General features: G+C 44.8%; 27 protein-coding genes and 1 riboswitch. Of the genes, 4 read left to right on the forward strand and 23 right to left on the reverse strand.

All coding sequences use genetic code 11. The features are described 5' to 3' along the window. Nucleotides 1-14: 14 nt before the first annotated feature. Nucleotides 15-782, forward strand: coding sequence for a molybdopterin-synthase adenylyltransferase MoeB (gene moeB, locus IEY18_RS14720; RefSeq protein WP_188922186.1), 768 nt, complete (start codon nt 15-17; stop codon nt 780-782). A gap of 136 nt (nt 783-918) precedes the next feature. On the opposite strand, the gene IEY18_RS14725 is transcribed toward moeB, so the two are convergent. From IEY18_RS14725 to moaA, 19 genes are all read right to left on the reverse strand, one after another. Further along, nucleotides 919-1,560, reverse strand: a complete 642-nt coding sequence (locus IEY18_RS14725; RefSeq protein ID WP_188922188.1) for a hypothetical protein — start codon at nt 1,558-1,560, stop codon at nt 919-921. After that, nucleotides 1,557-2,036: an RNA polymerase sigma factor gene (locus IEY18_RS14730; RefSeq protein WP_229779959.1), complete on the reverse strand. Its 480-nt coding sequence runs from the start codon at nt 2,034-2,036 to the stop codon at nt 1,557-1,559. Before IEY18_RS14730 ends, IEY18_RS14725 begins: the two co-directional genes overlap by 4 nt. A gap of 35 nt (nt 2,037-2,071) precedes the next feature. Then, on the reverse strand, nt 2,072-2,902 hold the full coding sequence (locus IEY18_RS14735; protein ID WP_188922192.1) for an HvfC/BufC N-terminal domain-containing protein: 831 nt from the start codon (nt 2,900-2,902) through the stop codon (nt 2,072-2,074). Next, complete coding sequence (locus tag IEY18_RS14740; RefSeq protein WP_188922194.1) at nt 2,893-3,741, reverse strand: MbnB/TglH/ChrH family RiPP precursor modification enzyme; 849 nt, start codon at nt 3,739-3,741, stop codon at nt 2,893-2,895. The genes IEY18_RS14735 and IEY18_RS14740 overlap by 10 nt, the downstream gene beginning before the upstream one ends. Before the next feature lie 6 nt (nt 3,742-3,747). Next, a complete protein-coding gene (locus tag IEY18_RS14745) occupies nt 3,748-4,029 on the reverse strand; it encodes a BufA1 family periplasmic bufferin-type metallophore (RefSeq protein WP_188922196.1) in 282 nt (93 codons plus the stop codon). 447 nt (nt 4,030-4,476) lie between these two features. After that, complete coding sequence (locus IEY18_RS14750) at nt 4,477-4,644, reverse strand: DUF2986 domain-containing protein (RefSeq protein ID WP_188922198.1); 168 nt, start codon at nt 4,642-4,644, stop codon at nt 4,477-4,479. Nucleotides 4,645-4,807: 163 nt separating this feature from the next. Next, on the reverse strand, nt 4,808-4,978 hold the full coding sequence (locus IEY18_RS14755; protein WP_188922200.1) for a YqaE/Pmp3 family membrane protein: 171 nt from the start codon (nt 4,976-4,978) through the stop codon (nt 4,808-4,810). Nucleotides 4,979-5,001: 23 nt separating this feature from the next. Beyond that, nucleotides 5,002-5,688 carry a TIGR01621 family pseudouridine synthase gene (locus IEY18_RS14760; protein ID WP_188922202.1) on the reverse strand — a complete coding sequence of 229 codons (687 nt, stop codon included), beginning with the start codon at nt 5,686-5,688 and terminating at the stop codon, nt 5,002-5,004. A gap of 22 nt (nt 5,689-5,710) precedes the next feature. Continuing rightward, nucleotides 5,711-6,973, reverse strand: coding sequence for a sensor histidine kinase (locus IEY18_RS14765; protein ID WP_188922366.1), 1,263 nt, complete (start codon nt 6,971-6,973; stop codon nt 5,711-5,713). Nucleotides 6,974-7,022: 49 nt separating this feature from the next. Beyond that, nucleotides 7,023-7,700: a response regulator transcription factor gene (locus tag IEY18_RS14770; protein WP_188922204.1), complete on the reverse strand. Its 678-nt coding sequence runs from the start codon at nt 7,698-7,700 to the stop codon at nt 7,023-7,025. Nucleotides 7,701-7,712: 12 nt separating this feature from the next. After that, nucleotides 7,713-8,246, reverse strand: coding sequence for a hypothetical protein (locus IEY18_RS14775; protein ID WP_188922206.1), 534 nt, complete (start codon nt 8,244-8,246; stop codon nt 7,713-7,715). A 160-nt stretch (nt 8,247-8,406) separates the two neighbouring features. After that, the gene (locus tag IEY18_RS14780) at nt 8,407-9,513 is read right to left on the reverse strand and encodes an ABC transporter ATP-binding protein (RefSeq protein WP_188922208.1); all 1,107 of its coding nucleotides are present in this window, start codon (nt 9,511-9,513) and stop codon (nt 8,407-8,409) included. Further along, nucleotides 9,494-10,174 carry a molybdate ABC transporter permease subunit gene (gene modB / locus IEY18_RS14785; protein WP_188922209.1) on the reverse strand — a complete coding sequence of 227 codons (681 nt, stop codon included), beginning with the start codon at nt 10,172-10,174 and terminating at the stop codon, nt 9,494-9,496. The genes IEY18_RS14780 and modB overlap by 20 nt, the downstream gene beginning before the upstream one ends. Before the next feature lie 12 nt (nt 10,175-10,186). Then, entirely contained in the window at nt 10,187-10,981 is a 795-nt protein-coding gene (gene modA, locus IEY18_RS14790; protein ID WP_188922210.1) for a molybdate ABC transporter substrate-binding protein, read from the reverse strand. A gap of 81 nt (nt 10,982-11,062) precedes the next feature. Continuing rightward, complete coding sequence (gene moaE, locus IEY18_RS14795; RefSeq protein WP_188922211.1) at nt 11,063-11,545, reverse strand: molybdopterin synthase catalytic subunit MoaE; 483 nt, start codon at nt 11,543-11,545, stop codon at nt 11,063-11,065. Between the two features lies 1 nt (nt 11,546). After that, nucleotides 11,547-11,798, reverse strand: a complete 252-nt coding sequence (gene moaD, locus IEY18_RS14800) for a molybdopterin synthase sulfur carrier subunit (protein WP_188922212.1) — start codon at nt 11,796-11,798, stop codon at nt 11,547-11,549. A gap of 4 nt (nt 11,799-11,802) precedes the next feature. Beyond that, the gene (gene moaC / locus IEY18_RS14805) at nt 11,803-12,279 is read right to left on the reverse strand and encodes a cyclic pyranopterin monophosphate synthase MoaC (protein WP_188922213.1); all 477 of its coding nucleotides are present in this window, start codon (nt 12,277-12,279) and stop codon (nt 11,803-11,805) included. A 33-nt stretch (nt 12,280-12,312) separates the two neighbouring features. Then, the gene (gene moaB / locus IEY18_RS14810) at nt 12,313-12,840 is read right to left on the reverse strand and encodes a molybdenum cofactor biosynthesis protein B (protein WP_188922214.1); all 528 of its coding nucleotides are present in this window, start codon (nt 12,838-12,840) and stop codon (nt 12,313-12,315) included. A 67-nt stretch (nt 12,841-12,907) separates the two neighbouring features. After that, a complete protein-coding gene (moaA, locus tag IEY18_RS14815; protein WP_188922215.1) occupies nt 12,908-13,888 on the reverse strand; it encodes a GTP 3',8-cyclase MoaA in 981 nt (326 codons plus the stop codon). Continuing rightward, nucleotides 13,876-14,012, reverse strand: a riboswitch (molybdenum cofactor riboswitch). Its footprint overlaps the gene before it by 13 nt. 230 nt (nt 14,013-14,242) lie before the next feature. Here moaA and IEY18_RS14820 point away from each other — a divergent pair. Continuing rightward, the gene (locus tag IEY18_RS14820) at nt 14,243-15,892 is read left to right on the forward strand and encodes an electron transfer flavoprotein-ubiquinone oxidoreductase (protein WP_188922217.1); all 1,650 of its coding nucleotides are present in this window, start codon (nt 14,243-14,245) and stop codon (nt 15,890-15,892) included. A 71-nt stretch (nt 15,893-15,963) separates the two neighbouring features. On the opposite strand, the gene IEY18_RS14825 is transcribed toward IEY18_RS14820, so the two are convergent. The 4 genes from IEY18_RS14825 to IEY18_RS14840 all read right to left on the reverse strand — a co-directional run bounded on the left by IEY18_RS14825 (nt 15,964) and on the right by IEY18_RS14840 (nt 18,528). Then, nucleotides 15,964-16,329, reverse strand: a complete 366-nt coding sequence (locus IEY18_RS14825; RefSeq protein WP_188922219.1) for a DUF4870 domain-containing protein — start codon at nt 16,327-16,329, stop codon at nt 15,964-15,966. Nucleotides 16,330-16,361: 32 nt separating this feature from the next. Further along, nucleotides 16,362-17,063, reverse strand: a complete 702-nt coding sequence (locus tag IEY18_RS14830; protein ID WP_188922221.1) for an MOSC domain-containing protein — start codon at nt 17,061-17,063, stop codon at nt 16,362-16,364. A 321-nt stretch (nt 17,064-17,384) separates the two neighbouring features. Beyond that, the gene (locus IEY18_RS14835; protein ID WP_188922223.1) at nt 17,385-17,645 is read right to left on the reverse strand and encodes a hypothetical protein; all 261 of its coding nucleotides are present in this window, start codon (nt 17,643-17,645) and stop codon (nt 17,385-17,387) included. A 37-nt stretch (nt 17,646-17,682) separates the two neighbouring features. Beyond that, entirely contained in the window at nt 17,683-18,528 is an 846-nt protein-coding gene (locus IEY18_RS14840; protein WP_188922225.1) for a PfkB family carbohydrate kinase, read from the reverse strand. Between the two features lie 110 nt (nt 18,529-18,638). Between IEY18_RS14840 and IEY18_RS14845 the strand changes: the two genes are divergently transcribed. Then, entirely contained in the window at nt 18,639-19,091 is a 453-nt protein-coding gene (locus tag IEY18_RS14845) for a GNAT family N-acetyltransferase (protein ID WP_188922227.1), read from the forward strand. A 287-nt stretch (nt 19,092-19,378) separates the two neighbouring features. Continuing rightward, nucleotides 19,379-19,684 (forward strand): excalibur calcium-binding domain-containing protein, encoded by a 306-nt coding sequence (locus IEY18_RS14850; protein ID WP_229779961.1) that lies wholly within the window; start codon nt 19,379-19,381, stop codon nt 19,682-19,684. The last annotated feature ends 298 nt before the right edge of the window (nt 19,685-19,982 follow it).

Raw genomic sequence — 19,982 nt, forward strand, 5'->3', positions numbered from 1 at the left:
AAGGATACGCAAACATGACCGACTTTGAGCAACAAGAAATCCTCAGCGATGCTGAGACCATGCGTTATAGTCGCCAAATCTCAATCAAAGCGATGGACTTTGAAGGGCAAGAGCGGCTCAAAGAAGCAAAAGCACTCATCATCGGTGCTGGTGGATTAGGGTGTGCAGCGAGCCAATATTTAGCTGTTGCTGGCGTAGGCAAAATGACTGTAGTCGATTTTGATACCGTTGAGTTATCTAACTTGCAGCGTCAAGTGTTGCATCAAGATGCGAACATTGGCCAACCCAAGGTTGAATCTGCTAAGCAAACACTCACTCAATTGAACCCGCATATTGAAGTGGCCACGATTCATGGCGTACTGGATGACCCTGAATTTGACGAACTCATTGCTCAGCATACAATCGTACTCGACTGTACCGACAATGTCGCCGTTAGAGAACAGCTCAACCGGTTATGCTTTCTGCATAAAACCCCCTTGGTTTCTGCAGCAGCAATTCGCATGGAAGGTACAGTGACAGTTTTTGACTACCAAGATAACCACCCTTGCTATCAATGCTTTAGCCAGCTTTTCGGTGAGCAGCAGCTGACCTGTGTGGAATCTGGTATTTTAGCACCCGTTGTCGGACTGATTGGCTGCTTGCAAGCCACTGAAGCCATCAAAGTCATCAGCCAAATGGGTAGTCCGCTACTCGGTAGGATGTTAATGGTTGATGCGATGACAATGGAGTTTCGTGAACTGAAATTAACAAAACAATCAAACTGTAAAGTATGTAACTGTTAATCAAAGTTAAACAATAACGGATCGAACACGTCAGGATTCGTTATTGATGATCATAAGCCAGAAGGTCATTGCAATCCTCTGGCTTTTTCATCCGCGCGATCCTAGATTGGGAAACCTACTGAAGCTTCACGCGCTTCTATATTGCACTTTTGGCTTGCGCCATGAGTAAACCTTTTTCAACCCAAATCTCAACATCAACACCATTGATCGTCAAACGTTTTGGCGACTCACCCACGTCGATGTCAGGCTGTTCACCATGCACGTCTGGATTATAGCCCACCTCATACAATGTCGCACTTTGGACACTATCGGCCATTTCATACCGGATCTGCGCCGCAGTAACGCCTTGAATTGAGCAATATCGCCCGCCAAGCATCGTTTTATCATCAAAAATTTTACGGCTCGTCTTGGTAATCGAGAAGTCTAGTTCAGTAAAGTATTGACGCAAACTCGCGACTTGATTGGTTTTTACTTCAAGCGGTTTCATATTGAGATGATTCATCGCAACTTCAGTGGCAATCATTTCAGAAAAGTTTGGCGATTGCGGCATGAACACCCAGGCCATCACCAGCAGCAAAGCACTTGCGAGCATGCCCAGCCACTTCAACGAGCTTTTCCAGTTTGGCGCTTGATCTGTCGCCTGAGTCTCTGGTTTCAAATATGCGGACAAGCGTTGTAATTGCTGGGGATCCATTTGGGATTGCTCAAAGTGAGCCTTCGCAGCATCTTTCAATTTCACTGTGTTCTGCTGGCGCGGCTCAAAAACAGATTTCTTCATCGCGAGTCCCCTCCAACGACCATTTTCTCGGGCTGCATTTCAGTCACTTTTTGCTTAATCCGATGTAGTCTCGATAAAATTGTACCGCGCGGCTGATTCAATTCAATGGCAATTTCCGCCGCAGTGTAACCATCAACAGCCCAAAGATAAAGCACCTCTCTATCTGCAACGGTCAGGCGAGCTATCACATACTCAATCAAATCATGTTGGATGTATAAATCAGCTAAGCAAGACTCATCCATCATGCTTGGCATGCCATCCTCTATCGGCTCAAAAGCGATTCTTTGCTGCCGACGACACAGGTCAATAAACTGATTTCGAACCACGGTGCGTAAATAAGCATAATTAAACGCCTGAGGCTGGCCACGTTTAAGCCATTTCTCTAGCGAAGATTGTAGAAGATCTTCAGCCGAAGCTGGATCAGATGTGAGCATGATGCAATATCGATAAAGCCCTTGCATTTGTTGCTGCGTCAACAAGCATCCCCCTTGAGCATTTCGCCCAGCAGAAATTAAGACTTTCCCTGATGAAAACCAACAATCCATCCATTGGCGACAAAATGAGCGAGATAGGAGAGGTCGAGACCAGAATCCGTAAGCTGTTGCAGAGTTTGGTGCTGCAGCAGTGCTTCAAGCAGCTGATATTCAGCCAGAGAAATTACCCGCAACATGCCTTTGAATCCTTGCCTTTGCACCATATAACAATAGAACAGAGATTCGGCTTCGCCAGTTCCATTCGATCGTTCTGTGAATGAGTCCGTCATTTGAGAAGCTTCGGAACTTTGTCCAACAAACTGCTGAGGACATAATGATTGCCATACTTGATGCAACTGAAAATGTGACTGTACAATGCCAATATCTGGCCCCAATAATAGCTTAGCCCCAAGTTGACGAGCCTCCGGCAGCTTTCCCATCATGTCAATTGGGTCACATGATATTTGGTCTGCAGCGTAGTAAGCGCGATGACATAACCACTCAACTTTTGCCAGATCGGATAAGTATTCAAAATCTTCAAAAGCCCTATTTTTCGATTTGGCTTGCGCGAGTGCTATTGCCATAAATTCACTAAAGTCTCGACCATAATGATTTAAGTTCATCGATTGAAGCGGGTACTCACCTACAAATTGACGGGTAAACTGTGCAAAGCAATCGTCCCCTAATACCTGCTGTGATACTGGATAAATATGATTCAGCGTATTCATTAACGCTTGCTGTGCACTGCCCTGGTAGATATCAACACGATGCTTTAAAGCTTCACCAACAAGCACTTCAAATCCGGATTGCTCTTGATTTTTTGCTGTTACTGCAGCGACAAACTGGCTTTGCCAATCCTTTAAGCGCATTGAAATTGGCTCCGCTCTTGAGTCATTAATATCACTTCTGCTTGCTGCCGCTCTTGCAGCAATCGATCTAGACTTGGAAGTTCATTGTCCCATTCAATCATGCTCGCTATGGCACCATTTTTTCGAATATATGCTTCAAACGCCTGCCACACCCGCGGATCAACCGGGTTATTGTGACCATCTAATAGGTACTCCCCTTTATCATCAAAACCAGCCAAATGGATCTGCTTGACCCGCTGAGCAGGAATCGTATCTAAAAACTGCTGAATATCTTGATTCAGGTTACTGCACGTAACAAACACATTGTTAATATCCAGTAAAAGGTAACAATCCGCTTGCTCAGCAACTTGCTTGATGAACTCAGCTTCTTCAAGCTCGTTGTATTGGCAGCTCAAGTAAGTAGACACATTTTCTAAAAGGATGCGTTCACCAAAAAAATCCTGAACTTGATGAATTCGACTCACTAAGTGATCGACCGCTTCTTGGGTATATGGTAAAGGTAAAAGTTCGGCAACCTTGAAATCCTGAGTCCCCGAGAAGCTCAGATGTTCTGAATACCATAATCCGCCCGTTTCTTTCATCAACGCTTTGATTTGAGCAAGGTAAGACCAATCAATATCGTGGCATCCCCCTATCGACAAACCCACACCATGAAATACAGTAGGGTAACGCTCAGAGACTTCAGACAGTAAGCGACGATTGAGGCCACCCTCAACTAACCAGTTATCCACCAGCAACTCAAACCATGGTGAAACCATAGTGTCGCTTGCTAACACTTGTTGCACATGAGGGATACGCAGGCCAACGCCTGCTCCCTGAATGTCTTCAATGCGATACATAACGCACTACTTTGCCGGTTTCACAGCTTTGACAACACCACCCGTGATTTTGTCGCAGGTGCCTGCTGGCACGTAGACCCACTCCGTATCCAAATTGTCGGCTTTGGCTTGACCTGCACAGCCATGACTGCCATCGAGCGCCCCACAGTCATTTGCCCCCGCTTTTGCAATGCCCGCACATTTTTCCCATTTCTGCGGCTGATCAGGCACCGCATTTGCACTTGCTGCGACACCTGCGGCTAAAAGACCTGCGACTGTTAGAGATAATGCTTTATTGGTATTTTTCATATTTACTTTCCTTATGCGCCGGAATGGCAATGATTCACAATGCGATATGCATTACATAAGACGCAGTAAAAGCTGTTTTGATTGCAATTTTAGGCAAACAATTTTTAACAGCGTACCAAGCGAACATGACAAAACCAATTAAAACAGTTGCTTATCAAGATTCAATTGTTAAGGATGAGGAATGACAAAAAATGACATCTCCACCATTCAGCATGGAGTCTTAGAATGAACCGGCCAAGAAATTAACCAATGAAAATATGAAAATCGAACCAGGAGACCCCGCTAGTGTAGAAATACAATGCATGGAAACAAGAGTCACAACGAACGCGCATGAACGACAAAAACAGTTTGATGGGGCGGTATTAGATTAACAAACAATGCAATATTAGTTTAATTGATTATTTAAATTGAACAATTAATAGAGATGATGAGCACTCGTCATCGATCTTAACCCTGAGTGGGCTCAACCATCTCAGATACACCTTCGGACACAGGAGCATCCACCAATATGGCACGCTGGGCTTTAGAGATATAAGCAGGTTTGTTGCCATTTTTAGGTTTGGCTTTTTTTTGTTTCGCCTTGTGTTTTAAAGTGATTTTTTTAGTGCGATTCATACCCGTAAACTCTGTTGGTGAATTTCATCATTTAAATACATGTCGGTTCAGCATGACAAGAGCTGCGGGCAATCCTATACGAAAGACAAAATAAATCAAACCGTCACCCAAAAAGAAAGCGCTTGGTATCGCGCTTTCTCTTTATCGAACACCAAAATAGATACTAGCCTTTGCGCGTGACTAACCAAAGCGCATGTAGGATCCCTGGAATCACAAACAAAATCACGAGCACAATATTGAGCCAAAAATGTTTCCCTAAGCCTTCTTTAATAAACACTGCAACTGGGGAGATGATTATCGCTAAAATAATGAGCAGAACTTTATTATCCATCATGGCTTTCCTTGTCTATGTCGTTATTATTTTTTGCTCTTAGGCCAGTCTAAACTCGCAGGTTCTGACCAAAGTTGCAACTGCTGCACGACGGCATCATTGCGAAAGTGAACCCCCTGTTCAGGCAAACATTGATAGCAATAATCTTGTTCATGAAACCGAAACGCCAAAACAAAAGCATGTAGATAACCTCGGTCTTCGCCCTCAGTTGAACCTTTGCCATAAAGAGGATCACCAAGGATGGGAACACCGATACTGGCGAGCGCCACGCGAAGTTGGTGTGTTTTTCCGGAAAGAGGCTTTAACAAATAAAGTCTAACGCCTTCCCCCAACGCATGCGAAAAGAATAACGTCTTTGCAGGATTCTTTGTCGAGCGAAGTAGCTTATACATACTACGCCGAGACTTAGCCATATCACCAATAATCCAGCCTTGTTTCTTTTTCGGCTTTCCTTTGGCAATGGCAATATAATATTTCTGCACTTGATGCTGTTCAAAGAGCTGCGTAAAAGTTGCAGCTGCAGCAGAGCTTTTAGCAAGGATAAGTAGTCCTGACGTCATGGTATCCAGTCGATGTACCGGAAATAACTTCAGCCCTAAATCTTGTTCGGCTTGTGCAACCACGCCAGCGTGACCATCTTGACTATGAAAATGCACTTGGCTGAACTTATGAATAATGATGAAATCGTGCTCATCTGCGACGACTTGGTACATGTAAGAATTCACTTATGCGGTGTTAACACTCAAATTCCACAACCGCGATGAGTCCAGGCTGATTATCTTTCAGTGTAATTGTAGCGTTGTGGCGCGATAATATCGCTTTTACCATGGATAAGCCAAGCCCCGTGCCTTTGTGTTGCCGACTTGGATCGAGACGAACCAAGCGCTCAAACACTCTCTCACGACAGTCTTCAGGAATACCTGGGCCATTGTCTCTGATACAAATCATTCCTTCATGTTGCTCAATCACAATAGTGGACTCTGTTCCTGCATATGTAATCGCGTTATCCACTAAATTAAATAAGGCTTGGAATAGCAGGTGTTTGTCGCCCGATATGGTGCGATCTAGCCCTAAGTTTATTTGTAGAGACTGACTCTTGGCTTCAGCCATTGCTTCAGCCATCTCTTGCAAATCTTGACACAGCTCATGCAAGCTCACAGGCTCTCGCTCCAAAGGACGCTGGCCCCCTTCAATCCGGGTTAATGACAACATAGAGTCAAAGGTCGCCAAGCAATGCTCAAGCTCTTCAATTAGTCCAGCACTTGCATCTGCAACTTGGTCACTGGGCAAAGTTTGCAGCCGCTCTAATCCCATTCGTAGGTGAGATAGCGGCGTTCGAAGGTCATGGGCAATATTATCTGTTACCCCTCTCACAGCCGCCAAGTTTGACTCTAACGTATCTAAAACCTGGTTAAATTGCTTCGCGACCACATCAAACTCGTCGCGGCGCCCCCCGATAGGAAAGCGAATGCCATAATCTCCATGTTCAATCAAAGCCGAGAGTTCTTGATAGCGTTGAATACGCCGTAATATCGCTTTGGAAAACAACCAGCCGAGTGTCAATGTAAGCAGTAAGGTCATCGTAATGGCAGTAATTGAAGCACCAATGAATTCATCGAAAACCGTAACCAGATGGTCACTACGGGTTGCAATAAGAACTGGTCCCATCTGAGTTTGGGCAATACCTCCAGTCAGAACAAATAACTTATGTGATCCCCCTGCAAAAACCATAAACTCCTTGGTTTGCGGATAGATGGGTAAATCTTCTGGAATGTAACTCATGGCACCGAGGACATGGGCGCCATTATGCCAACTCACAAACACAGCTTGACCCGCTGCAGCACTTACCTGCTTAGCAAAACCAAGCCGGTCATGCACCCGCGCTAAATTTTGGTAACGGGTGACTTCGGCTTCAATATGTTGGGCAATCTGTATCTCTTGCTCGGTAATTAATTGTCGATACATCACGAGCAACAGCACACTGATGATGACGGTCACCATCAGTGAAAAAAACAGAGTTGTACGCCATACGCTGCTATAAACTGCCTTAGTTCTTTTCACGCAGAAGATATCCAGCCCCTCTTACGGTTTCAATCAGGTCTGGATAACCTAGTTCAGCAAACTTCCGGCGCAACTTGGCAATATGGACTTCAATCACATTGGTTCTCGGATCGAAGTGATAATCCCAAACCGCTTCAAATAGCATTGTTCTGCTAATAACTTGTCCTGCATGCTCCATTAAAAATCGCAACAACTTAAATTCTTTGGGTTGCAGCAATAGTTTTTCGCCACCCAAAGTCACGTTGCGAGTTATCAAATCGATTTGCAATGCACCAACAATAAGTTCGGTTGCAGCAGGGTTTTGTTGGTAACGACTCAAGAGCTTTTCACACCGAAGTAATAATTCGGCAAATGCAAAAGGCTTGGTCATATAATCATCACCACCGGCTCGCAAGCCTTTGACCCGCTCGTCAACATGGCTAAGAGCAGACAAGATCATCACAGGAACTTCATCACCGCCCCCCCTTAACTCTGCCAACACACCAAGGCCATCTAACCCGGGTAACATGCGATCCAAAACAAGGAGGTCGTAGTTGCCAGTTTGGGCTTTCAATAGCCCATCGACACCATTGGCGACCGAATCGATATCATGGCCTTTTGCTGAAAAACCACTCGCAATGTAGTCAATTGTCTTAGGATCATCCTCAACTAATAATACTTTCATAATAATCCCTTATTAATGCCATTTTAGTACGGGCATAGGTCGTTGTTCATCGAGATCAAAAGCAACCATATGCTTACCTTGTGCGTCGACAAGCTCAACGCTTAAATAGTTCACACCGAGATCATGCTCAAGCTTCGCTTCAAGTATATGGCCACGACTTTCCGTGGTTGCTGACTTCACCATGTTGGAAAAGCTCAATCGATTGACCTTAAGAAACAGCACTGCATTGAGTTTTTCTACTTCATATGAACTTAAATCATTCACGCCTTCATTGATCAGCAGACCATTGTTAATGCTGTAGCTAAAGTGTGTCACTTGGTGTTCTTGAGATTCAATCACATCGATACGATAGCTCAAGTCGCCTTGGCTATTTCGCTCTAGGTGGAACCGACTAATGATGCCAACATGCAATAACTCGACTTGTTGCATCACTTTAATTGGAGAGGGAAGTTGTTGTTCAGATATCTTAGGTAAAACATTGGACATCGCGCTGGTCAAAGGCACAAAAATTGAAGCAATTATCGACATCACTAGTATGCGGATCATGACGTTCCCCATCATCTACACCTATCACTTGAACGATAAACCCAACTAGACTCACTGTGTACTATATGAGTCCCTTTACAAAAGTTAAAATTAATCTTTGTTTATCGTAACGCCTTGTTCTGACAACATGAAAACACGCATTTTATCTAGATATTAAAAGCTATTCACTTTCAAGAATATGGATGAGATCAGACTTTAATGCAACAGCTGTTGCGACCCCTTTTGCCAAACCAAGTTTCTCAGCAAGATGCAAAGGCACTTCGGCATTTAATGCCTCGCTTAAACCTTCAACGTGAGCGATTAATCGAACCGATTCGCCCATCACCAACACGGAGTCAATAACAACATCGAGCTTATTATAACTGCGGCAAAGACGGCCTTTAGCAATCGAATTAAAGCGTATCCCTTGATTTGGTATCACCCAACGCACTTCATCTCCAGGCTGATGCTCTGGTTCATAATTACTGGCTATCTCATGCTGACCCACCTTAAGCCAGGTAATTCCACGTTGGGGTTCAATATTTACCACCTTGGCACTGAAAATATTGCGTAAACCCATTTGCCGCGCAACCGCTTCGTTGCGAGGTTTTGCTAGCACCTCATGGGGAACTCCATACTGCAGCATTTGACCTTGGCTAATGAGCACCATTTTGTCAGCCAAAAGCAGTGCCTCAGAAAGATCGTGGGTGACCATAATCACAGGTATCGAAAGTTGCTCTTTTAACCTTGCCAGCTCTAGATACAAGCGTTCGCGCGTTTCTTTATCTACGGCAGAAAACGGCTCATCAAGTAAAAGTACTGATGGCTCTCTAGCCAATGCACGCGCAAGCGCAACACGTTGCCGTTGGCCACCAGACAATTGCGCCGGTAACCGATCAGGCAAACCTTCATGCAAGTTCACTCGCGTCAACCAAGCATGGGCTCTAGCCTTTCTCTCAGATTTAGGTAAATGATCTAAGGCAGCAACGATATTTTCCAGTGCGTTTAAATGCGGAAATAAGCCAAAGTGTTGAGGCACATAGCCAATATGCCGCTGTTGTGGCGACAGCATGATTTGTTCACTAAACCATGTTTGGTCACCATATCGAATCTGTCCAGAGCTTGGCCGGTTTAACCCTGCAATCATTCTTAGCAAGGTTGTTTTTCCTCCTCCAGAAGGTCCAACAACCGCAAGAACCTCTCCCGCTTTAACACTGAAATCTGCGCTCAGCTGAATAAAGCTGTCTTGTTCAACGCGACAATGTAGATCAGCGACGTGGTGTGCCATGCTGACCTCCAATGCGTCGTGACAAGCTTGTCGTCAAGGCGAGAACTGTAATTGCAAACAACAACAATACCAGAGACATTGTGCCTGCCGAGGTAAAATCAAACGCTTGAACACTATCGTATATCGCAATTGACAATGTCTTGGTTTCGCCAGCAATGTTGCCACCCATCATAAGCACCACGCCGAACTCACCTAAAACATGGGCAAAACATAGCACAAGCCCGGTTAATACTCCGGGCCAAATCAGAGGCAACTCAATACGGTAAAGTACAGTCCACGGACTCATACCACAGCAAGATGCAGCGTCCCGCACATCTTCAGGAATAGCTTCAAATGCCCGCTGGATCGGCTGGACGGCAAAAGGAATGTTGATGAGGACTGATGCGACAACCAGCCCGGAAAAATCAAAGACAAGTTGTTGACCGGTCAGCTGAATAATCAGCTGTCCAAGCCAGCTCTGGCTACCGAGGCCCACCAGCAGGTAATATCCGATCACGGTAGGCGGCAAGACAAGCGGCACCATAATCAGCGCTTCTAGCCATGACTTCCCCACAAATTGGCGATAGGCAAGATAACGACTACCGATAATGGCACATGGGATCAGTACCATCACGGTAATACTACTTAACTTGACGGATAACCACAGCGCTTGCCAATCCACTCTTGCTCCTAGTTACTTTGTTTGAGCCTTAGGAAAACCAAAGCCAAAATACTTGAACACTTTTCGCGCTTTTTCTGACTGAATATAATCATAAAACTTCTTGGCTGTCGTATTTGCTTTTGGAGTCAGCACCATACGCTGCAATAACGGGGTATGGAGCTTTTCAGGAAGCGCTTCATAGCGCCCATGGCGCCTAAACTCAGGAGCCTTAGCAAGCGACAAGGCAATGATACCGCCCTGAGTCGAGTCACTCACCGCGAATTGAGCCGCTTGAGCAACGTTCTCGCCCATGATGAGCTTACCTTCAAGCGAACGCCATAAACCCAATGCATTTAACGCTTCTTTAGCACGTTCGCCATAAGGCGCATGGTCGGGGTTTGCAATCGCAAATCGGTGCAAACGGTTCCGAGCAAGTTTTGCTGTGACGCCACTTAAATTCGGGTCGAGCCTCATATCACTATATTTAGAAACCACGACAGCCAGTCGGCCAATGGCATAAACGACACCGCGATCATCAATTTTTTTGGCGTTATACAACTGGTCGATATAACGCTCATCAGCGCTGAGAAATAACTCGAAAGGTGCACCATGCTTAATTTGAGCAACAAAGTTGCCAGAAGATCCGTAGGAGATACGCACCTTTAGCCCAGTTTCTTTCGTAAATTGTTGACTAATTTTGTCTAAAGCAAACTTGATATTTGATGCCGCAGCAATGGCAGGTACATCCGCCGCAACCGCGCTCAAGCTGGCTATTGTTAACAATACTAGCAACCCGAATAGGGCGACATAGCGACTCAAAAGTTGCATTTGTTTGCTCCCGCTTCAAACCTTCTCCTTACTGCGAGCAGCAAGGTCATATTTCAAAACGTCGTTATCCTAGCACAATTGTTACTTCTGCCACATTTTGGCAGCCTGTTCATCTGAATCTCTCGCATCCACCCAAGACTTATTCTCACCGTTACTTTCGAGTTTCCAAAATGGTGCTTTGGTCTTCAAAAAATCAATTAGAAATTCACATCCTGCAAACGCAGCCTTACGGTGGGCACTACTTACGCCAATAAATACAATTTGTTCACCTAAAGCCATCGTACCAACACGGTGAATAATGGTGACATTGTTCAACGGCCAACGCTCACAGGCTTCAACAGAGATTTGCTTTAGTACCGATTCAGTCATGCCAGGGTAATGCTCAAGCGTTAAATCCGTCACGTCACTTCCGTCATTAAAATCACGCACCTTGCCAGCAAAAGTCACCACAGCACCATCACTGGCATCGGCAGCTATCAAGGCGTATTCGTCCGCAACGCTGAAATCTTCCGTTTGTACCAAAACTTTACGAATTGCTTGCTTGTTCTCGGAAGTAGCAATCATTTTAACCTCCGGTCACGGGAGGGAAAAAGGCAACTTCGTCACCATCCTCGACAATGGCTTCCCAATTACTAATGGTTTGATTCACAGCCACCAATAATTTGTCAGATGCCATCACCCGAGCCCACTTCTCATCCGTGGCGGCTAGATGCGCTCTGAGCAATTCGGTTGTGGTCAAATCACTACTTGCTTCAACTTGCATACTACTCACACCGAGAAGTTCTCTTACCTGAGCGAAAAAAAGTACATTAATCATATTATTAAACCTTAAAATGTCCTGACTTGCCGCCACGCTTTTCTAATAGTCGAGTTTGGCAAATAACCATGTCTTTTTGCACCGCTTTACACATATCGTAAATCGTCAACGCCGCAACCGATGCCGCAGTTAACGCTTCCATTTCGACTCCAGTTTTACCCGATAGCTTACATAAGCTGGTAATGCGCACTCGATTTTGCTGCGGTTGCGCCTCCAGTTCGACCTCGACCTTAGTTAACATCAATGGATGACACAATGGGATTAAATCTGAGGTTTTTTTCGCCGCTTGAATGCCGGCAATTCGTGCTGTAGCAAATACGTCACCTTTATGGTGACTGCCACTCATGATCATTTCCAAGGTTGACGGTGCCATCTCAATAAATGCTTCAGCACGCGCTTCTCGCTCAGTTACAGACTTGTCTGTCACATCAACCATATGCGCATTGCCATCGGCATTAATGTGGGTAAATGTTTCACTCATAAAAATTCTGCCTTTTAACTCGAAATGGACTTGTTACGCCGTAGGCGTCTTTTTAATGTGCATGACAAAATTGCACGGGCGATGAGTCGCATCAAGTTGCTCTTTTAAGATTTTATTCCAACCCGTTTTGCATGCGCCAGTTGAGCCAGGCATGCAGAAAATTGCTGTTTTGTTAGCCATGCCAGCCAATGCGCGCGACTGCACTGTAGATGTGCCTAGCTCGGTATAAGTAATCTGACGAAATAGCTCACCGAAGCCGTCAATATTGCGGTCAAATAAAGCCGACACCGCATCCGGTGTATTGTCTCGCTCCGTAAAGCCGGTGCCACCAGTCGTAAGTATCACTTGCACCTCTTCCGAAGCGATCCACTGAGACACAATGGCTCTAATTTTATATTTATCGTCTTTACTAATTTTACGTTCGACCAGTTGATGCCCAGCTTCTTGTAACGCTTTTTGTAAAAAATCACCCGAAGTGTCATTGGTGAAATCACGGGTATCAGATAGAGTTAGCACCGCTATATTCAGAGGCACAAAACGAGTATTGGTACAGTGTCCCATGGGTTTTCTCTTTTTTTTGGATGTGAAGATCAAGCGAGCGGTGACCGAGGGTCACCGCAATTACAAACTAGCCGCCAATAGATGCCAAATGCTGGGTTACACCCGTTATGCCCTGATGGAGATAATGGGTCTCTTTCTTTTGGTTTAGCTGACCATGGAGTCGTTCGATAAGTTCTGGACGCTGACTGGCATCTTGTAGCAAGTCACGCAGATCAACACCATTTTCAGTAAACAGGCATAAATGCAATTTACCTTTGGCCGACACACGCAGACGATTACAACTTGCACAGAAATTTTTGGCGTACGGCATAATCAAACCTATACGACCTTTGTAATCTTCGTGGCTAAAGTTTTGTGCAGGACCGTCACTGGCGCTCGGTTGATCAAATTGCCAGCCATCTTGTTCTAGCTGTTGTTTGATATCCATGCCAGCAAGATGGTGCGCTTGGAAATATTCTCGGCCTAAACCGGTTTCCATCAACTCAATGAAACGCAAATCTATTGGGGTATGCTTAATCCAATGCAAGAAGCGAGGCAGATCTTGATCATTCATGCCTTTGAGCAAGACAGCATTGATCTTGACGCGTTCAAAACCAGCTTCTAAAGCAGCATCGATGCCACGCATCACGCTATCAAATTTGTTCTCACCAGTGATTTGGTAAAACATCTTGGGATCAAGGCTATCAACGGAAACGTTAATGCGGCGCAAACCGGCGTCATACCATTCTTTGGCATGTTGCTCGAGACGATAACCGTTGGTCGTCGTCGCAATGGTATTGATTTTGTCGTTATCGGCAGCAATGCGAACGATATCGGTAAAGTCTTTGCGCAACGTAGGTTCGCCGCCAGTGATGCGGATCTTTTCCGTGCCGACTTCGGCAAATGCAGAGATGAGATTTTCAATTTCATGCAATGCTAAAAATTTCGGTTTACCTTCCGGCTTATAGCCATCAGGCAAACAATAGGTGCATTTGAAATTGCAGACGTCTGTAACAGACATACGCAGGTAATGAAACCTACGACCAAAGTTGTCTTGTAGTTGAGACATGATCACCTTTCCAAGTAAGGGGAGGTGAGATCATTTCTTTGCTCACCCCGGTGGCCGTATTGCCACGGCTTAACGTCCGTATCTGTGGTGACTTAGGACAAAAAGCTCGGAGAACCGTCGAAATGAATTATAGGCAGAAAAATTAACAAAACCCTAGTAAAAATCTGTCTTTTCTTGCAGCTGATCAGACAAATATCGTCTTTACGTGACCTGCATCAAGCCAAAATCAATAAAAAATAGACTTTTGTATGCGTCCAAAAACTGTGCGAGCGCACAAAATTACGGTAAAGTTGACCTAGACAATAAAACACCCGTTTACAAACGGGGGATTCAATAAGGAATAGAGGTGCTTGGATGGAACGCGAATCAATGGATTTCGATGTTGTAATTGTGGGTGCGGGACCAGCAGGCTTAGCAACAGCATGCCGCCTCATGCAAATTTCTCAAAACTCGGATCAAGAAATCAGTGTCTGTGTTGTAGAAAAAGGCTCCGAAGTAGGCGCACATATCCTATCGGGTGCGGTATTTGAACCCAAAGTTCTAGACGAGCTGTTCAGCGATTGGCGTGAAAAAGGTGCACCGTTACACACGAAGGTTGATCATGACGATATCTACATGCTCAGCTCTGATAAAGACTCCAAAACCGTCCCTCACAGCTTGGTTCCTAAAACCATGCACAATGATGACAACTACATTATTAGTGTGGGCAACTTAGCCCGCTGGCTGGCCGAACAAGCTGAAGCTTTAGGTGTCGAGATTTTCCCAGGCTTTGCCGCAAGCGAACTGTTATTCAACGACGATGGCAGCGTTAAAGGCATTCTCATTGGCGATATGGGCGTCGGGGAAAATGGCGAAGAAAAAGATAGCTACGAACCCGGTATGGAACTACACGCAAAATATACCGTATTTGGTGAAGGCTGCCGTGGCCATTTAGGTAAACAGCTAATCGAAAAATTCCATTTAGACAATGGAAAAACAGCGCAGCACTATGGCCTTGGTTTTAAAGAGATGTGGACCATTCCAGCCGAACAACACCAACTGGGTAAAGTGGTTCACACCGGCGGCTGGCCGTTAACCCAAGGTGCTTCTGGTGGTGGCTTTCTCTACCATTTAGAAAACAATCAGGTCGCTGTTGGGCTGATTGTTGATTTAAACTACAAGAACCCGCACCTCAGTCCATTTGACGAATTCCAGCGCTATAAAACCCACCCGGTCATCGCCCAGTATTTAAAAGGCGGCGAGCGCGTTGCTTATGGCGCAAGGGCCATTACCAAAGGCGGCTTAAATTCACTGCCTAAAATGAGCTTCCCAGGCGGTCTCATCATTGGCTGTGACGCCGGCACACTCAACTTTGCCAAAATTAAGGGCACACATACCGCGATGAAAAGCGGCATGCTCGCAGCAGAAACTCTTGCAGAAGGCTTAATTGCAGGTGTTGATGGCGGCAAGGATTTAAACTGCTACCAAAATAAATTTGACCAGAGTTGGCTTGCAGAAGAGTTACATTGTTCACGCAATTTTGGTCCCGCGATGCATAAATTCGGTACCTTCTTGGGCGGCGCATTCAATTATATCGACCAAAATTGGTTTGGCGGCAAACTCCCGATCACCTTGCGAGACACCAATGAAGATTATGCCCAAATGGCTCCTGCTTCTGACTTTGCTAAAATCGATTACCCAAAGCCAGACGGTCAATTGAGTTTTGACAAGCTATCATCTGTTTATTTGTCGAGCACTTTTCATGAAGAAGACCAGCCTTGTCACTTAAAGCTCACTGACAAAGGGGTTCCCATTAAAGTGAATCTCGAGAAGTATGATGAGCCAGCACAAAGATATTGCCCTGCTGGAGTTTATGAAATTGTAGAAGAAGCAGGTGAATCTAAACTTGTCATTAACGGCCAGAACTGCATTCATTGCAAAACCTGTGATATTAAAGATCCAAGCCAAAATATCACTTGGGTAACACCTGAAGGTGGCGGTGGTCCAAATTACCCGAATATGTAGGTCTGTAAAAAACTCACAAAAAAGGTCGCAATTGCGACCTTTTTTCATGTTCTGATAGCATCAAAAGTCGATTATTTTAGAAATTTAATTGTTAAAGGGTATTGATAGAGCTTGCCTTCACTGGCTTTGACAATTGCAATAATGGTCACGACAATATCTAACAATCCGATAGCAGCGAGCAATAAAAATCCGATACCGATGAATGCCAAAACGCCACTAATCAAAGCGTAAATAAGCAAGCTAATTTTAAAGTTCAAACAATTTTTGCCACATGCGTTTACAAACGGCATTTCATCACGCTTCATGAGCCATACAATCAGCGGTCCCAATATATTTCCCATTGGGATCATATAGCCAGCAAAGCTTGCGCCATGCAAAATCATGGCGATATTCTTTTCATCTTGATTTAGCGAGCTATGCTCCGAGTATCCTTCCATTCCTACACCTTCAACCTTTCACTTCATCTGTGCTACGTCGCCATTTGACCGGTGAGACGCATTTGCCAATTTTCAATCGTGCCATGTTCAAGCCGACAAGCCAAACTCTGGCGCCAACTTTCAGCCAAACCATCAGCTTTCAGTAACCTTTGATATTGTGCCGCATCAAACGACTCTGAAAAATAAATCGCCATGGCCTCGGCAATACTAATGTCAGACGTTCGTTGTCGCCTAAGAATTCTATCACTGCGACGAATGGTGCCTGTTTCAAATACTCGATAAAACCAACCACATCTAGCACTCTGCTGCATCTTAAGCGCAAAACCCTCATGCCCAAATTGTAAATTCAATTTAAAACACGGTGCTCTAGGCTGAGTCACTTGCACAACGACTTCACCAATTTGCAAAACATCACCAATGTTCACTTGGTTTTCAAGCAAGCCAACCGTACTGATATTTTCTCCCATACTCGGAGAATCCTTCATGGACGACAGCATGCCCCATTCATGATATTGATTATAATGTTCTCGAGGAAAATGATGCAGCACTCGGTCTTCACCACCATGATGGCGACGATCGGCTTGCCAATCACCTTGAACTCTATCTTGCTTTACGACTAAAAAGGGTTGTGGCTGCTTTTGGTCAATTGCACTCTCTAGCCCATCGACAAATTTAGTATCGCTGCCTGCAAAAAGTCCTGAAATACGATTCACTATCTGAGTAGCTTCTGACATCGAAACAACCTTCCTTAGGTTCTTGAGCACATGTAGAAACTTCATACTAACAAAGCAAATCTAAATACCAAGTGAACAGTTCTCTTGTTCAACAATCAAACAGGCAAAAAAAACCTGCACAACAGAGGGCTGCTGGCAGGCGGAATCAGAGGACCTTGGGAGCTTACATAAAAAAACATAAAGACAGCTTTAGAATACCGAGACCATGTGACGCTTCGGTGACTTATCGATGACAAAAAGATGACAGGAAAATAAAGGACATATGAGTCACGGAGTTAAAAAGCTTTAGCTGCAGAGTTTTGAGGGCTGGCTGTATGCCGATTACGCCTCTTTAAAACAGCGTTGAATCATAAAACCACAAACAGCCGCCAGACCAAAGAACAGCAATGAAAACGCCAACGCACCCAATATAAATACAAACTGACCAGTCTTATCACTTACAACAATTTCATAGATACCGTAAAACATTCCAAAACCAGCCAAAGAAAAAAATAGCAAGCCAATTAACATTGAAAAGAATACAAATGGCTTTTGCAGGCGCCTAAATTGCAACCCCATTAAAATGGCTTCGATTAGGCCCATGATGCTTCCTTAGACAAATAGCTGCGGCACTATGGCTTTACTTCATTGGTTGCAGGTATTGCTTTAAATCTATACCCGGTATAGAGCTTTCGCTGGCTACAGCAAAACTTGACCACATTGAACCTTCTTGCATCGCTTGTACGATAGAGGCCCCCGAAGTTAATCCATGGATTACGCCTGCAGCATAAGCATCGCCAGCGCCTGTCGTATCGACAACGTTCGCAGCAACGGCATCCACTTGGTCATGGGACTGTGAAGTATAAACTGTTGCACCATTCTCACCGTCAGTGACAATAAAATATTGTAATGATTCTCCGGCAATCGACATGGCAAACTCCCACATCGAGAGCCCAGTTCGCTCATACATATCCGATAAAGAAGCAATCAACACATGACAGGGACGAGCTCGGTCATCTTTGGCAAGTTGAGCAACGACTAGGCTGTAAGGCAACGCTGTACGAGCCCAACTCACAGCCCCTTCATAAGAGGAATTGATATAAAGAGCATCCCATTGTTGCCAGTTTGGTGGTGCAGGTAATTCAAAAATAGGTCGCTCTGGTCGAATAATTGTTCGTTCGCCATCAGGAGTCATGACGAGCAACATCTCGCAGGTATTTCCAGGGCGTCGTTGGATCATATGGCAGTCGATACCCTGAGTTGAAGCCTCTGCAAGCAACCAATCTCCTATCTCATCACGACCCACTTGGCTAACCAGTGCGACGCGATGCCCTGCCCATACCAGGCCAATACCTGTGTTGGCGCCACCACCACCAAGGCGTTGACCACCGTCTTGATAGTGAAATCGGCCTCCGGTTCTCAATGCCTTATTTAACAAAAGAATTCGGTCACAGTTCAAATTTGCCAACAATAAAATATTCGCCATATTCTTCCCTAATATCAGCACCTTATTTTTATATCAACGCGCTGATGAATTGCTTAGTTCCTGCTATAATCACCGGGACAATGTATCAATATACACGACCCAATTGACTCATGATGCCACTAGATAACGACGCTCTTCGCCATATTCAATGGCATCCTTATCCCGATAGAAAAGAAATGAAGGCCTTTTATAAACGCCACATGCCTTACGCTCGAATGCTCAAAAAAGAAGCTGCTGCAGGCCTATACCAAGGCCATCAGCTCATTGCATGTGTTCGTTTTCGCCCTGTCGGAAAGTTCACACTCGTCACAGGCTTGTGTGTTCATCCCAACTTGCGAGGGCAAGGGGTCGCTACAGAGCTACTGCACCGCTGCCAAGGCTTTATGGCCTATCACCAGTTTTTTGTCTTTACCGACCCGTCACTGCAAAAATTCTATCAGAGTTTAGGGTTTCACCAATCGACGGAAACACCCAATGATATCCAACAATTATACTGTCGCTATCACTCACCGGACAGACCGCTAAAAATTTTATCTTATCAAGCACCAGCGCAATTTACTTGACTTCACAGCCTAAGTTTCGCCCACAATGTATAGCGGCTTAGAACCCAAATACTTATTTCCTCAACTTTTCAGCCACTTAAATTGACTAAAAAGTAGCAATTTGTCTTGTAGGATCACAAAATTAATCTTTCAAGAGTGTTAAGTTTATGTTTCTGAAATTAAAAGCAAATATTATCAAAATCTAATATCGGATACGCTTGCAAGCATGATGATGTATGGTCAACAGTATGGTAAGTAACTGTTAATCTGTGCAAAATAGGGCTCCGATATAACACAGGAAGTGAATTTTGAAAGATTTAATTATTCTCGCCATTTTAATTTTTGCCGGCTGGAGCTATTACCAAGATCACGTTGCCGAGCAACCACTAGAACTCAGTCAATTCATTCAATCTTCCATTGCAAAATCCGATATCGAGCCCGAATACGTCAGCTCACTGTCCTCTTCACACACTGAGTTTCAATGTGATGGCAGAAAATACTGTTCACAGATGACTTCGAAAAGGGAAGCCCTCTTTTTCCACCACAACTGTCCAGGAACGCTCATGGATGGCGATGCAGATGACCAACCCTGCGAGAACTCGAATAGATTCTAAGTTTTAAATGCTTTCTCTAATGGCGAAACGGCCACTGACGATGGCCATCCTCATATTGAAGTGAACTGAGTATCGCGAACGGCAAATATCAATAAAGCACTAGTGTGCACATCGCGGAATTACCGCACCCGTCCTCTCTCATAACGCCCAGCATGCCAATTAGGGCACCGTCACAAGTTTCAGCGCTTTCCACTTTCGCCTCAGCGTTCCGGTATCAATGATTAACTATCGTGTGAATCAAATGCACTTCATTCACAGAACAATTGCCGGCAATCATGATCGTGATGGCCTTATCTAG

This window comes from Shewanella gelidii (assembly GCF_014647855.1).
Classification (GTDB): domain Bacteria; phylum Pseudomonadota; class Gammaproteobacteria; order Enterobacterales; family Shewanellaceae; genus Shewanella; species Shewanella gelidii.

Coding starts and splice junctions, on each gene's coding strand:
- IEY18_RS14735 (WP_188922192.1), bottom strand. CDS start 2,902: ATGCGCTTAAAGGATTGGCAAAGCCAGTTTGTCGCTGCAGTAACAGCA.
- moaB (WP_188922214.1), bottom strand. CDS start 12,840: ATGGGACACTGTACCAATACTCGTTTTGTGCCTCTGAATATAGCGGTG.
- IEY18_RS14780 (WP_188922208.1), bottom strand. CDS start 9,513: ATGGCACACCACGTCGCTGATCTACATTGTCGCGTTGAACAAGACAGC.
- IEY18_RS14830 (WP_188922221.1), bottom strand. CDS start 17,063: ATGTCAGAAGCTACTCAGATAGTGAATCGTATTTCAGGACTTTTTGCA.
- modA (WP_188922210.1), bottom strand. CDS start 10,981: ATGCAACTTTTGAGTCGCTATGTCGCCCTATTCGGGTTGCTAGTATTG.
- IEY18_RS14835 (WP_188922223.1), bottom strand. CDS start 17,645: ATGGGCCTAATCGAAGCCATTTTAATGGGGTTGCAATTTAGGCGCCTG.
- IEY18_RS14820 (WP_188922217.1), top strand. CDS start 14,243: ATGGAACGCGAATCAATGGATTTCGATGTTGTAATTGTGGGTGCGGGA.
- IEY18_RS14840 (WP_188922225.1), bottom strand. CDS start 18,528: ATGGCGAATATTTTATTGTTGGCAAATTTGAACTGTGACCGAATTCTT.
- IEY18_RS14745 (WP_188922196.1), bottom strand. CDS start 4,029: ATGAAAAATACCAATAAAGCATTATCTCTAACAGTCGCAGGTCTTTTA.
- moaC (WP_188922213.1), bottom strand. CDS start 12,279: ATGAGTGAAACATTTACCCACATTAATGCCGATGGCAATGCGCATATG.
- moaE (WP_188922211.1), bottom strand. CDS start 11,545: ATGATTGCTACTTCCGAGAACAAGCAAGCAATTCGTAAAGTTTTGGTA.
- IEY18_RS14755 (WP_188922200.1), bottom strand. CDS start 4,978: ATGATGGATAATAAAGTTCTGCTCATTATTTTAGCGATAATCATCTCC.
- IEY18_RS14845 (WP_188922227.1), top strand. CDS start 18,639: ATGATGCCACTAGATAACGACGCTCTTCGCCATATTCAATGGCATCCT.
- moaA (WP_188922215.1), bottom strand. CDS start 13,888: ATGTCTCAACTACAAGACAACTTTGGTCGTAGGTTTCATTACCTGCGT.
- moeB (WP_188922186.1), top strand. CDS start 15: ATGACCGACTTTGAGCAACAAGAAATCCTCAGCGATGCTGAGACCATG.
- IEY18_RS14775 (WP_188922206.1), bottom strand. CDS start 8,246: ATGATCCGCATACTAGTGATGTCGATAATTGCTTCAATTTTTGTGCCT.
- IEY18_RS14750 (WP_188922198.1), bottom strand. CDS start 4,644: ATGAATCGCACTAAAAAAATCACTTTAAAACACAAGGCGAAACAAAAA.
- IEY18_RS14740 (WP_188922194.1), bottom strand. CDS start 3,741: ATGTATCGCATTGAAGACATTCAGGGAGCAGGCGTTGGCCTGCGTATC.
- IEY18_RS14725 (WP_188922188.1), bottom strand. CDS start 1,560: ATGAAGAAATCTGTTTTTGAGCCGCGCCAGCAGAACACAGTGAAATTG.
- IEY18_RS14760 (WP_188922202.1), bottom strand. CDS start 5,688: ATGTACCAAGTCGTCGCAGATGAGCACGATTTCATCATTATTCATAAG.
- IEY18_RS14825 (WP_188922219.1), bottom strand. CDS start 16,329: ATGGAAGGATACTCGGAGCATAGCTCGCTAAATCAAGATGAAAAGAAT.
- IEY18_RS14770 (WP_188922204.1), bottom strand. CDS start 7,700: ATGAAAGTATTATTAGTTGAGGATGATCCTAAGACAATTGACTACATT.
- moaD (WP_188922212.1), bottom strand. CDS start 11,798: ATGATTAATGTACTTTTTTTCGCTCAGGTAAGAGAACTTCTCGGTGTG.